Source organism: Parabacteroides sp. ZJ-118, from assembly GCF_011038785.1.
In the GTDB taxonomy this organism is placed as follows: Bacteria; Bacteroidota; Bacteroidia; order Bacteroidales; family Tannerellaceae; genus Parabacteroides.
This window is the reverse complement of record NZ_JAAKDT010000018.1, coordinates 1-12,950: the sequence shown is the minus strand read 5'-3', so window position 1 is coordinate 12,950 and position 12,950 is coordinate 1. Positions and strand designations below refer to the sequence as shown.

The 12,950-nt window shown below is 48.0% G+C and carries 9 protein-coding genes; 5 read left to right on the top strand and 4 right to left on the bottom strand.

Going from position 1 to position 12,950, the window contains the following annotated elements:
• Nucleotides 1-5 precede the first annotated feature (5 nt).
• The gene (locus G7Y39_RS06510) at nucleotides 6-518 is read right to left on the bottom strand and encodes an FKBP-type peptidyl-prolyl cis-trans isomerase (protein ID WP_165156233.1); all 513 of its coding nucleotides are present in this window, start codon (nucleotides 516-518) and stop codon (nucleotides 6-8) included.
• Nucleotides 519-646: 128 nt separating this feature from the next.
• On the opposite strand from G7Y39_RS06510, the gene G7Y39_RS06505 reads away from it, so the two are divergent.
• Nucleotides 647-2,881, top strand: a complete 2,235-nt coding sequence (locus tag G7Y39_RS06505) for a S9 family peptidase (RefSeq protein ID WP_165156232.1) — start codon at nucleotides 647-649, stop codon at nucleotides 2,879-2,881.
• A gap of 112 nt (nucleotides 2,882-2,993) precedes the next feature.
• Here the strand turns inward: G7Y39_RS06505 and G7Y39_RS06500 are convergent, their stop codons facing one another.
• Nucleotides 2,994-4,211 (bottom strand): aminopeptidase C, encoded by a 1,218-nt coding sequence (locus tag G7Y39_RS06500; RefSeq protein WP_165156231.1) that lies wholly within the window; start codon nucleotides 4,209-4,211, stop codon nucleotides 2,994-2,996.
• A gap of 522 nt (nucleotides 4,212-4,733) precedes the next feature.
• Here G7Y39_RS06500 and G7Y39_RS06495 point away from each other — a divergent pair.
• Together G7Y39_RS06495 and G7Y39_RS06490 are read left to right on the top strand one after the other, a co-directional pair.
• Nucleotides 4,734-6,536, top strand: a complete 1,803-nt coding sequence (locus G7Y39_RS06495) for a DUF262 domain-containing protein (protein ID WP_165156230.1) — start codon at nucleotides 4,734-4,736, stop codon at nucleotides 6,534-6,536.
• Between the two features lie 61 nt (nucleotides 6,537-6,597).
• Nucleotides 6,598-8,118, top strand: a complete 1,521-nt coding sequence (locus G7Y39_RS06490) for a Fic family protein (protein WP_165156229.1) — start codon at nucleotides 6,598-6,600, stop codon at nucleotides 8,116-8,118.
• Nucleotides 8,119-8,325: 207 nt separating this feature from the next.
• Here G7Y39_RS06490 and pruA read toward each other — a convergent pair whose 3' ends face one another.
• Entirely contained in the window at nucleotides 8,326-9,957 is a 1,632-nt protein-coding gene (gene pruA / locus G7Y39_RS06485) for an L-glutamate gamma-semialdehyde dehydrogenase (protein WP_165156228.1), read from the bottom strand.
• A 270-nt stretch (nucleotides 9,958-10,227) separates the two neighbouring features.
• On the opposite strand from pruA, the gene G7Y39_RS06480 reads away from it, so the two are divergent.
• Both G7Y39_RS06480 and G7Y39_RS06475 read left to right on the top strand, forming a co-directional pair.
• The gene (locus G7Y39_RS06480) at nucleotides 10,228-10,782 is read left to right on the top strand and encodes a helix-turn-helix domain-containing protein (protein WP_165156227.1); all 555 of its coding nucleotides are present in this window, start codon (nucleotides 10,228-10,230) and stop codon (nucleotides 10,780-10,782) included.
• A 12-nt stretch (nucleotides 10,783-10,794) separates the two neighbouring features.
• Nucleotides 10,795-12,453 carry an AMP-binding protein gene (locus G7Y39_RS06475; protein ID WP_165156226.1) on the top strand — a complete coding sequence of 553 codons (1,659 nt, stop codon included), beginning with the start codon at nucleotides 10,795-10,797 and terminating at the stop codon, nucleotides 12,451-12,453.
• Between the two features lie 252 nt (nucleotides 12,454-12,705).
• On the opposite strand, the gene G7Y39_RS06470 is transcribed toward G7Y39_RS06475, so the two are convergent.
• The coding region (locus tag G7Y39_RS06470) for a DUF6383 domain-containing protein (protein ID WP_165156225.1) at nucleotides 12,706-12,950 on the bottom strand (245 nt) is incomplete at its 5' end.

Here is a 12,950-nt window from a genome sequence, read left to right as displayed (position 1 = left end):
GTCATTCATTCCACCTTATCCAAGGTAAAGGTAAAGATCAAGGTAGAACCTCCGGGGATACTTCGGTCATCTCCATATCCATAACCCAGCGAAGCCGGGATAATCGCCTCCACGGTCTCATCCAGATGGATATTCAATAAGACACCACTTAAGCCCGGGATAATATTGTTCATAGGGAAGTGGGATTTCTCCAACTTGTTTTGAAAGACCTGTCCATTTATAAACTTCCCTTCCAGACCCAACAAATAGACCACGGAAGCCATCGTAGGCATCGTCTGCCACTCATTTTCTTTCTGAAGGATCCGGTATAAGGCGGTATCGCCTCCCATGACAACTTGTTTATATCTCAATTCACCTTTCTCGTCTTTCTCCGCTTTCTTTTCCCAGATGTATTCCTTGTTTTTGTTGATATAAGCCCATTGCTCTTCCGAGAATTGAGGCTCATCATCCCCACAAGAAACAAATCCCATCACCATGATCACTAAAAGTGATCCTACATACATTGAAAGTGCTTTCATTCCGATTCTATATCCAATTAAATTATGATTATTCTTGATTTCCGAGGCGCAAATATACAAATCCATTTTGTTATATCAACTAACTTTCCGTTCTTTGCACAGATATAGTAATAACCAACTAATACAATATGAAACTGAATAAATTACTAGCGATCGCCACGATCAGCCTTCTGTCGGGAGGTATAAGCATGGCACAAAAAGCGTTGAATCTTGAGGATATCGTTGCCGGTAATGTTATACAAACGAAAGGCATCGGAAGCATGACTTGGCTAAAAGACGGTGAACGTTATAGCCGCTTGGAAAAGAACAAGCAAACCGGAGGCACGGATATCGTCGCCTATCAAGCGAAAGACAACTCCCGTGAAGTCATCATCCCCTCATCCCTATTGACAGACAAATCTACCGGAAAGCCTATTCCCGTACGTAGCATCTCTTGGAGCGCGGATAATGAGAAAGTCCTGATTTATAACAATACCCGACGAGTATGGCGTTATGACACGCGAGGTGACTATTGGGTATTAAACCTAAAGGACGGCACTTTACGTCAATTGGGAAAAGGGATGCCGGAATCCTCCCTGATGTTCGCTAAATTCTCTCCGGACGGTATGCGTGTGGCCTATGTTTTCCACAACAATATATATGTAGAGGATCTAGACTCCGGGAACATCATCCAGCTAACAAAAGATGGAAGCGATACGATTGTCAACGGGACCTTCGATTGGGTATACGAGGAGGAGTTCAGCTGTCGGGATGGTTTCCGCTGGAGCCCGGACGGAAAGCATATCGCCTATTGGCAAAGCGATACGAAAGGAACCGGAGTGTTCGACATCATCAATAATGTGGACTCCATCTACGCGAAGGTGATCCATTTCCCATACCCCAAGGCAGGGACCACCAATTCAGCCGTAAAAGTAGGCTACGTTTCCTCTACCGGCGGGAACACCACTTGGATCGCCATACCCGGAGATCCCCGGAATAATTACCTGCCCCGTATGGAATTTATCCCCGGAAGCGACGAGTTGTTCATACAGCAGCTGAACCGCCCCCAAAATACAAATAAGGTATGGATCGCCAAAATATCCGATCACTCGTTGAGCAATATCTTCACCGATACGGATGCCGCGTGGTTGGACACGAATGACAACATACAATGGTTAAAGGACAACCGCTATTTCACGTGGGAAAGCGAGCGTAGCGGCTGGCGGCATTTATATCGGGTAAGCCGCGACGGCAAAGAGATGCAGCCGATCACTAAAGGTGATTTTGATTATATCTCGCCCGTCGGGACCGATCTGCAAAAGGGCTGGATCTATTTCATCGCCTCACCGGATAATTTCACCCAACGCTACTTGTACCGGGCTAACGTATTCGGCAAAGGGGAAGTGGAGCGTGTAAGCCCCCTGGAACAATCCGGACAGCACCGCTACAACATGTCGCCCACCGGCAAATGGGCCGTACATACGTACAGTAACGCCTCTACCCCATCCGTTATCGACATGGTTTCTTTCCCCAAACATCAATCCGTACGCCTGCTTGAGGATAATGCCCAAGCCAAGGAGCAATACGCCGCCTTGGGATTAAACCCGAAAGAATTCATCAAGGTCAAGTCCGGCGATCTGACCTTGGACGCGTGGATGATAAAACCTGTCGGTTTCGACGCATCCAAGAAATACCCGGTTATCATAGAGGTATACGGCGAACCGGCGAGCGCTACCGTACAGGATGTATGGGGCAACGGAGATTTGTGGCAACAATATATGGCGAACCAAGGTTATATCGTGGTAAGTATCGAGAACCGGGGCGCGAATACTCCCCGCGGACGTGAATGGCGTAAATGTATTTACGGAGAAGTGGGTACTTTCTCCTCCGAGGATCAAAGCAGGGGTATTTTAGATATGGCCCGTCAATATCCGTTTATCGATGCCGGCCGGATCGGCATTACCGGATGGAGCGGCGGCGGCAGCCAGACCCTGAACTGCATGTTCCGTTACCCGAAAGTGTTCCATACCGGCATAGCGATCGCTTTTGTCGCCGACCAACGTTTATACGACACGATCTACCAAGAACGTTACATGAATACTCCGCAGAACAATCCGGAAGGTTACCGCAAAGGCTCACCGATTACCTATGCCGGTGGATTGGAGGGGAATCTGCTGCTTATCCATGGCACGGGCGATGACAACGTGCATTACCAGAATTGCGAGATGTTGGTGAACGAGTTGATCAAGAATGGAAAGATGTTTACGCAAATCAGTTACCCGATGCGTAGCCATGGCATCTATGAGGGGAAAGGGACGACTCTTCACCTACGTAAGACAATGGCTAAATACTGGCTGGAGCATCTTCCGGCCGGTGGCAGATAATAGTCAAGAGATTTCATGAAAAACGACCGTTGGCAGGAATCCGTTTCCTGCCAACGGTCACTCTATCACGTCACCGCGTTATTATTTCGACGGGTCGGCGACTCCGGATCGGTTATTGGATACCTAACTTGGCTTTGATTGCCTTAGGCAGGGCATCTTTGTGAACCACGATATTCATCGTCTTATAGCGGACAAACGCCTTGGAAGCATACCAAATACCGTTATACTTGCTGTTGGTTCCCCAAGAGTTCTTCACCATATAATACTCGTTGCCCTCTTGATCCTTGGCGATACCGTAGATCTGCATGCCATGGTCGTCGGTCGTCTCATAATTATCATAAGCAAGCTGGCGCTCTGCCTGGGTACACCATTTCTGAGGCTGCGGTTTTGTGTTCAGCTTCTTTTCCTCCGGTTTCAATTTCAACCAGTGAGCCATATCGGAACCGCTCAACTCCTGTACCTTCTCAGCGTCCGGCAGGACAGCCACTCCGTCGCGGGTAAAGCCCGACTCGCTCACGTCGGAGCCCCAAGCGATCGTATACCCCGTATGAATGGCGTTATCAAAAACCTCCATCAACTCATCCAGCGGCAAGTTGTACGACATGCCATGGCGCCAGTTGTCCTGAATCTCAAGCGAGAACTGGGTATAGAACGGATGATGCGTATACGAAGTCAACGAGACATAATCAGACGCCTTCAAGCCTGTAGACTCAAAGAAAGATTTCGGCGTATACTCCTTTCCTTTATAGGTGAATTTCTCCGGAGCGGTACCCAAATAGATCTGATGTACGGCAGCGACCGCCTTCTTCCACAACAGGGCGTTATTCTCGTCAGACTGCAATTTGCGCAACTTCCCTTTCGCGACAGCGGCCACCATAGCGTTCGTCAAAGCGGAAAGCTCGGTATGGTTACTCAATGAATCGGAATACATCACGCCCGGGCGCATCAGCTCTTCCGGAACCAAGCCGAATGTTTCCATCCCATAGAGCGCGTCATAGAAAGATCCGCCTTGCGAGAACGAGACATCCCCATGCGTGCGCACGGCGGCGTCGGCACGATCCAGATAGGTGTTATACACCGTAAACATCTCGGATAAGTCATACTCGCCCTTTCCCAGACGGAGCAACTCCGACTCCAAGAAAGCGTACGAGGAGTAGCACCAGCACGTGCCCGCACGACTTTGGTTTTTGACAGATGTAATCGGGTTCTCTTTCACGGTCGTGAACACGAATCCCTCCTCGCCCTCTTTCTTCTCCGTGTCCTGCGCTTGGATCGTAGCGGACATCGTCAGAGCGAATAGCATGCTTGAAACTAGAATAGTCTTTTTCATGTGAATTTTTACATTTATATTAGTATTAAGTTCGTATCATCCGCGAATGTAAGTTTTTTATCCGTAGCTAGCTCTACAAAATCGTGCGTATTTGAGATATTTCCCCTAATTTTGGAAGAATCTTATAACCTCTTTAAAGATAGGAGGTTTGGAAGAATGGTAGAAATTCGGGTAACGAATTGGCAACCGTTCGTATTTCTGCGCTTTGCTGTGAGTTGCTTAACTGACCTCTCGTCTTAGTGTAAAAGTAATAAAAAAATCGCAATGCATCTATACAGACAGGATAAAGAATCTAAATTCCCCTTTTGAAGAGGAATATGCTGTTTATTGCCTTGCCAGCATCATTATTTGCGAAAAGCTCTTGGAATTCACCGATAATATGTCTATTTTTGTTCATGACTAAAGGGTTCTATATTTTTTGTTTAGCGATATTAATATAGTGATAATCTTTGGATTATTAAACACTTTAGCCTTTTTTATTTACATCATTTTAGTACTTGCGAAACTTGAGTAATTAAGTACATGGACATAGAACAAAAATACTCAGTAAATCATTATCTCGTGTCGGCACTACTAAATTATGTCGATAATAAGGAGATTGCTATTCCAGAAATTCAGCGACCTTTCGTTTGGGACGCTGCTAAAGTGCGCGATCTGATTGACAGCCTGTATCAGGGCTATCCCATCGGATTCATAGTGACATGGCAGAACCCGGATGTAAAACTAAAAGACGGTTCTGTATCAACAGGCAAGAAGATTTTGATTGATGGACAGCAACGTGTAACTGCGCTCACTGCAGCTATCTTAGGTCACACTGTAAAGAATACGGACTATGAAGATGTTCGTATAAAAATCGCTTTTAACCCTAAAAAAGAGAAATTTGAGGTTAACAATCCTGCCATTGAGAAAGATGTTACATGGATTCCTGATATTGCACCTTTCCTAAGTGGAAAGCAGAAACAGAGTGCCCTCCGCAAGTCATATTGTTCTCTAAATCCAGACGTAGATGAAGATGAGTTTGACGAACTACTTGAGGGTTTAAAGGAGATTAAAACAAAAGAAGTTGGAGTGATTCAACTCGCCGGAAATCTCGATATTGATGCAGTAACCGAAATCTTTATCCGTATCAATAGCCAAGGAGTACCTCTAAGTCAAGCAGACTTCGTAATGTCTAAGATTGCTGCCAATGAATCATACGGTGGAAATCTTCTAAGAAAGTGTATAGACCATTTTAGCCATCTTGCAGTAAAACCTGAGTTTTATGGCAAATTAAAGGAGAACGACATTGAATTTGTCAATTCAGAGTATTTTCAACCTATCAGCTGGTTGCGCAATGAGAACGATGACATCTATGATCCCTCGTATGTAGATATTTTACGTGTCGCTTTTACATACAAGTTCAGTCGCGGTAAGATGAGCGACCTTGTGAGCTTACTTTCAGGTAGGAACTTCGAGACACGCGGCTTCGAGCAAAGCATCGAGGAAAATACTTATCGTGAACTGAAAGCCGGAGTAATGGACTTTATCAACGAGACAAACTTTAAGCGTTTCATTATGATAGTACGTTCCGCTGGGTTTTGCCACATTAAACTTATACGCTCGCAGAATGTACTAAACTTCGGTTACATCTTATACCTAAAGTTGCGCTCTCAAAAGTACGCTCCCGAAAAGATTGAGAAATATGTTCGCCGATGGATCGTTATGGCATTTCTGACTGGTCGATACAGCAGTAGCCCGGAATCACAATTCGATTATGACATCAAGCAAACAGAACTGCGTCACTTTGAGGACTTTCTTAAAGACGTAGAAAATGCCCGACTATCCAATGCATTTTGGGATGTTGAGTTGATACAGCGTCTTGACACTTCTGTGGCAAGTAGTCCGGTGTTCAATGTTTTTCTTGCATCACAGTGCAAAATGGGAGTCCGAGGCTTTTTATCAACTGATATAACAGTAAAGGACTTGATAGAGCAGAGGGGCGATGTTCATCACATCTTCCCTCGTCAGTACCTTAAAGACAATGGATTATCCAGAGGACAATATAACCAAGTTGCAAACTATACATACATTCAGTCGGAGATAAATATCAAAATTGGCAAAAAAGCTCCGTCTGATTATCTTGGTTATGTCGTAAACCAGCAATGCCATGAAGGAGAATGCAAATACGGAGGCATTACAAATATATCTGATTGGGAACGAAATATGGGAGAAAACTGTATTCCTGTTGCAACATCTGGAATGTCTTTGGCTGATTATCAAGAATTCCTTTCGCAAAGGAGAATACTTATAGCCAAGCGTCTGAAAGAATATTATTTTTCTCTTTAAGTTTGGGCAAATATGGAGATGCCGCAACTATAATCCAAATACGAAGTAATAGATTTGTTGTATGACAATTGACGATATAAAGAAACTGGTATCCTCAGATGAGTCTCGGACTCTGGAACTAAAGAAAACTACTGGCGAACTGAAAGACGGGATGCACTCTGCGTGTGCGTTTCTCAACACCGAAGGCGGTTGGCTGATTTTTGGTGTTGCACCTAAGTCATTGAAGATAATCGGACAGGAAGTAACAGATAAGACGCAACAGGAGATAGCACAGGCTTTAGCAGGACTGGAACCGGCTGTTGATGTCAAAGTGGAGTATGTTGATGTGCCGGAGTATCCGGGCAACAAAATTATTGCCATGCACTTTGACGGTTGGGTTTGGGGCGAGCGTCCACATACCTTTCATGGTTGCCCCTATTATAAGATCGAAAGCACTACGAAAGTCATGCCGCAGGATATGTATGATGAACGAATCCGTGCGCATCAGCCACAAATTTATTCATGGGAAAATCAAACGGCAGATGGTGTCACTCTTGCAGATTTGAACGAAAAACATATCCGAGGTTGCATACGTCTTGGTGTAGAGGGCGGACGTATTCCGGCAAGTGCCATGAGTGCTCCGATTGAGGAGACTTTGGCAAAATGGAAATTACTGAAGAACGGTGTGCCGACAAATGGAGCTGCCATGTTATTTTCCGACAATATAGATGAATTTCCGCAGTTCCGATTGAGAATGGCTCGTTTTGTTGGAACTGACAAAAATGAGTTTATTGATAATCAACGCGTCGAGGGTAGCTTTTTCGATCTCCTCGATGCCGGTATGGCATTCTTCTTTAAGCATCTTAACCTCAGTGGGAAGATAACCAACTATAGCTTACAGCGAGAAGAACATCTTGAAGTACCATACAAGGCTTTGAGGGAGGCTCTTCTAAACTCGCTTTGCCACCGTCAATGGGAGAAATATAACCTGACTAACAGCATTGCAATCTATGATGACCGCATAGAGATTGCGAATCCGGGGATCTTCCCTCCACAAATTACGCCGGAATCAATCAAAGAACTTCATGAGTCATATCCATACAATCTGAAAATTGCCGAAGCCCTCTATAAATCCACCTATTTGGAAAGTTGGGGCTCTGGAGCCAAGCGCATCATGGATGCATGCCGAGAACAAGGTGTGGAAGAACCAATATGGCGATGGGACGGCGGCTTCGTGATTGTCACATTCAAACGCCCGACTGTTAAAGCGTCAGACGACCCAAGTACGACCCAAGTACGACCTAAGCAAGACCCAAGCAGGACCCAAGCAGGACCCAAGTACGACCCAAGTACGACCCAAGTACGCAAGCTCATAGAAATCATGCCTGACGGATATGCAGATATGAAAGAAATTATGACATTATGTGGACTGAAGAGCCTTAAACGGTTCCGTGAGAATTATATTCTTCCGGCATTAGCTGATGGGACTTTGGAACGTCTGTATCCCGACCAACCCAACCATCCCAAGCAAAGATACCGCTTGACAGAAACTGCAAAGGAATGGATCGAGAATAAATCTAAGGAAAATAATACAGGACTATAATCGAAAAATAATGTAGAAAGAAGCTCATGAATACCAAACAAAATCTAGCTGATGCGAAAAGCATACTTGATCCTCCGTGATCCGGGGGCTGAAGGCCAGCAAATAAGCCCCGCGCACGAATTTCACGCCGGCGATATAATCTTTCGGTAACGTATCGCGGGGGCGGGCGCGCCCCCGCGATGAGTCGGTGTTTCTTACTTATGCCAATTATTTCTCACCTAAGAACGGGTATCCGTAGCTCGTCGGGGGGACCAGGCATTCCTTGATACAACGAGGGTTCGTCCAGCGAATCAAGTTCAACGGGCCACCCGCCTTGTCATTCGTCCCGGACGCACGGGAACCGCCGAAGGGTTGCTGAGCGATCACGGCGCCGGTCGGTTTATCATTGATATAGAAATTACCGGCCGAATAGCGCAAGGTATTGAATGCCTTATCGATCGCGTAACGGTCGCGGGCGAAGATCGAGCCCGTCAATCCGTACGGGGAGGTACGATCGCAAAGCTCCAACGTCTCCTCATATTTAGCGTCGTCGTATACGTAGATCGTGATCACCGGCCCGAAGATCTCCTCCACCATGCTCTTGAACATCGGGTCCGTGGTCCGGATCACCGTCGGCTCCACGAAGTAGCCGACCGATTTGTCGCCGTTACCGCCAAAGAGGATCTCCGCGTCCGGAGACTGTCTCGCGTAATCGATATAACGCATGATGTTATCGAACGAGGCCTCGTCGATCACGGCATTGACGAAGTTCGTGAAGTCCCGCACGTCACCCATCTTGATCTCTTTCAGCATATCGCCCACGTAATCTTTCACCGCTTTCCAGAGAGAAGCCGGGATATAGGCCCGGGAACCCGCCGAGCACTTCTGCCCCTGATACTCGAACGCGCCGCGTACGATAGCGGTAGCCACATCCAACGCAGAGGCGGAGGGATGGGCGAAGATAAAGTTCTTGCCGCCGGTCTCGCCTACGATCTTGGGATACGATTTATAGTGCCCCAGGTTCTCCCCGATCTGACGCCACAAGGTGTTGAACGTAGTGGTAGAGCCGGTAAAGTGGAATCCCGCCAAATCGGGGCTCGCCGTAATCACCTTGCCGATCACGCTACCCTGCCCCGGGATGAAATTGACCACGCCATCGGGCAGGCCGGCCTCTTGGAAGACTTTCATCAAGAAATAGTTCGAATGGATCGCCGTGCTGGAGGGTTTCCATACCGCCACGTTACCCATCATGGCGGGGGCCATGTTCAGGTTGGAGGCGATCGACGTAAAGTTAAACGGTGTGAGCGAGAACACGAAGCCTTCCAAGGCCCGGTATTCCATACGGTTCAATATACCCGTCTCGGAATAGGGTTGATCGGCATATACCTGGCTGGCGTAGAAGGTGCTGAAACGCAAGAAATCGATCAACTCGCAGGGTGCGTCGATCTCCGCCTGGAACGGGTTCTTGCTCTGTCCCAACATAACCGACGCGTTCAACAGATAGCGATATTTCGTAGCCAACAGCTCGGCGACGCGAAGCATGACGGACGCGCGTTCCACCCAGGGCAGCTCAGACCATTCCTTATGCGCTTTCAGGGCGGCGTCGATAGCCATTCGCACCTCTTTCTCGCCCGCCTTGTGGTAAGTAGCCAATACGTGATGATGGTCGTGCGGCATGACAACCTTACCGGTATTACCCGTACGGATCTCTTTTCCACCAATCACCAGCGGAATATCCCATTCCTCGGAACTAAGCTGTGCCAACGCTTTCTTTAAGGATGCTTTTTCACTTGATCCGGGAGCATACGCTTTTACCGGTTCATTAATGGGTTTAGGAAATCTAAAAATAGCATTATCCATAACACTTCAGATTTTTTTAAATGGTTATTCAATGAAACTTTCGCGCCGTAAACGTAGCAAATTTATATTAATACAATGGCTTATAAACGTTAAAATCCTTTTCCCTCCACAAAAAGCGTTCTCCGTCCGGAATATGCCACTCTCGGGCATTTGAGTTTACAAAGTGTCAAAATGATAATTCATCCACCCATTAGAAAAAGCCAGGCATTCGCCGCCGTTTTGCTTTTTATCCCTATCTTTGGGGCGACATAATACAATAACTTCAGCAAAATGAACGAACAGATACAACAAATCGCGGAGCGTCTGGCCGGACTACGGGACGCACTGGAGATCACGCCGGAAGAGATGGCAAAGGTCTGCAACCTCACGACTGAGCAATATTTGCTGCTGGAAAGTGGCACGGTGGATATTTCCGTCAGCGTATTGCACCAGATCTCACAGGCTTATGGCGTGGAGTTAACCACGTTGATGTTTGGCGACGAGCCTAAGATGAGTACCTACTTTATTACTCGTAACGGAAAAGGTGTGGCCGTAGAGCGTACGAAAGCTTATAAGTACCAGTCATTGGCCGCCGGTTTCGCCGGGCGTAAAGCGGACCCCTTCTTGGTAACCGTACATCCCAAGCCGGAGGATGAGCCGATGTATCTCAATTCCCATCCGGGGCAAGAGTACAATATGGTATTAAAGGGACGTCTGTTACTACAGATCAACCGTAAAGACATTATCCTGGAAGAGGGTGACAGCATTTATTTTAACTCAGAGCTTCCTCACGGCATGAAAGCGCTGGATGGGGAAAAGGTCAGTTTCCTGGCCATCATTTTATAAACGATCAACAGCATGTTAGAAAGATTTATCGATAAGACGACGTTTGAGTCGCAAGAGGATTTTATCAAGAACTTCAAGATCAAGGTTCCGGAGAACTTCAACTTCGGATATGATGTGGTAGACGCCTGGGCGGAGGAAGAACCGGATAAGAAAGCGTTGTGTTGGACAAACGATCATGGGGCGCATATCGATTTCACGTTCGCCGACATGAAACGGTACACCGACCGGACGGCCTCTTATTTCCAATCCTTGGGGATCGGACATGGCGATATGGTGATGCTGATACTGAAACGTCGTTATGAGTTCTGGTTCTCTATCATCGCGCTGCACAAATTGGGGGCTGTCGTGATACCGGCTACGCACCTGTTGACCAAGAAAGACATCGTTTATCGCGCGAACGCCGCCGATATCAAGATGATCGTCTGCGCCGGGGAGGAGGTGATAACCAAACATATCATAGAGGCTCTGCCGGAATCGCCAACCGTAAAAAGCGTCGTATCCGTGGGACCGGAAATACCGGAAGGTTTCGAGGATTTCCAACAGGGTATCCGAGACGCCGCCCCGTTCGTCCGCCCCTCTCACCCGAATAGCAACGACGATATCTCTTTGATGTATTTCACCTCCGGTACGACCGGAAACCCCAAGATGGTAGCCCACGACTTCACGTATCCGTTGGGACATATCGTGACCGGCAGCTTCTGGCACAACTTGCGTAAAGACAGCCTTCACCTGACGATCGCGGATACAGGCTGGGGCAAGGCGGTGTGGGGCAAGCTATACGGGCAATGGATCGCCGGGGCGACCGTATTCGTCTACGACCACGAGAAATTCACGCCCGCGGATATGTTGCGGATGATACAGGATTACCGGATCACCTCGCTTTGCGCGCCTCCTACGATCTTCCGTTTCTTGATCCGCGAGGATATGACTAAATACGATCTATCCTCCCTTCAATATTGCACGATCGCCGGCGAGGCCTTGAACCCCGCCGTGTTCGACACGTTCTATAAGTTGACCGGCATTAAATTGATGGAGGGTTTCGGCCAGACGGAGACCACGCTGACCGTCGCCACCTTCCCGTGGATGGAGCCGAAAGCCGGCTCCATGGGGGTTCCCAACCCGCAGTACGACGTCGATTTATTGCGTCCGGACGGAAGCCGTGCGGAGGATGGCGAGCAGGGACAGATCGTGATCCATACGGAAAACGGCAAGCCGATCGGCCTGTTCAAGGAATATTACCGGGACGCGGAACGTACCCGGGAAGCTTGGCACGATGGCTTGTATTACACGGGAGACGTGGCTTGGCGCGACGAGGACGGTTACCTATGGTTCGTAGGCCGCGCGGACGACGTGATCAAGAGCTCCGGCTATCGCATCGGGCCGTTCGAGGTGGAAAGCGCCCTGATGACCCACCCGGCCGTGGTGGAATGCGCGATCACCGGAGTCCCCGACGAGATCCGCGGACAGGTCGTAAAGGCTACGATCGTATTGGCGAAAGATTATAAGGAGAAAGCGGGCGAAGCCTTGATCAAGGAGTTGCAAAACCACGTGAAACGCGTCACCGCTCCTTACAAATATCCCCGCGTCGTCGAGTTCGTGGACGAACTGCCGAAAACCATCAGCGGAAAGATCCGACGGGTAGAGATCCGGGACAAAGACACGAACGGATAATACATACAGACGCGGGGATAACCCAGAAGAAGACCCGGAGGTCGGATCCTCTACCGTCATTACACAACAAGCCTTGGCAATCAAAATCGCCAAGGCCTGTATTTTTTTCCCACCTTCCCTCCTCACGGAGGTAACGGCGGATGAACTTTAATTTTAGTATTAATATTAATCCATTCCCGCCTGTTCGCCCTCTCGGGGTACTTGGTTTCCCGCACGGGAATGATTTTTGATTATCTTATTATTTCATCATTCTTATTTTACGATAGCCTTCACAGCCTCCTCGCCTTCAACAGCCACTGCTACGATACCTGCCGGTACGGCGATCGCGGCGTTGTCGGAAGTAAGAACCGTCTCAGCGACTACCTTACCTAAGATGTTCGTGATCACTACAGACTTACCGGCTGCGCCCTGGATCGTTACGACACCGTTGCCGGCTACGATAGCGATACCCTCAGCGGCGATCTCGTCGTTGGAAGTGACGAACTCATCACCTTCGG

Bases quoted from the DNA above. Each gene is read 5' to 3' on its own strand.
- G7Y39_RS06475 (WP_165156226.1), top strand. From the start codon at position 10,795: ATGTTAGAAAGATTTATCGATAAGACGACGTTTGAGTCGCAAGAGGAT.
- G7Y39_RS06480 (WP_165156227.1), top strand. From the start codon at position 10,228: ATGAACGAACAGATACAACAAATCGCGGAGCGTCTGGCCGGACTACGG.
- G7Y39_RS06495 (WP_165156230.1), top strand. From the start codon at position 4,734: ATGGACATAGAACAAAAATACTCAGTAAATCATTATCTCGTGTCGGCA.
- G7Y39_RS06490 (WP_165156229.1), top strand. From the start codon at position 6,598: ATGACAATTGACGATATAAAGAAACTGGTATCCTCAGATGAGTCTCGG.
- G7Y39_RS06505 (WP_165156232.1), top strand. From the start codon at position 647: ATGAAACTGAATAAATTACTAGCGATCGCCACGATCAGCCTTCTGTCG.
- G7Y39_RS06500 (WP_165156231.1), bottom strand. From the start codon at position 4,211: ATGAAAAAGACTATTCTAGTTTCAAGCATGCTATTCGCTCTGACGATG.
- pruA (WP_165156228.1), bottom strand. From the start codon at position 9,957: ATGGATAATGCTATTTTTAGATTTCCTAAACCCATTAATGAACCGGTA.
- G7Y39_RS06510 (WP_165156233.1), bottom strand. From the start codon at position 518: ATGAAAGCACTTTCAATGTATGTAGGATCACTTTTAGTGATCATGGTG.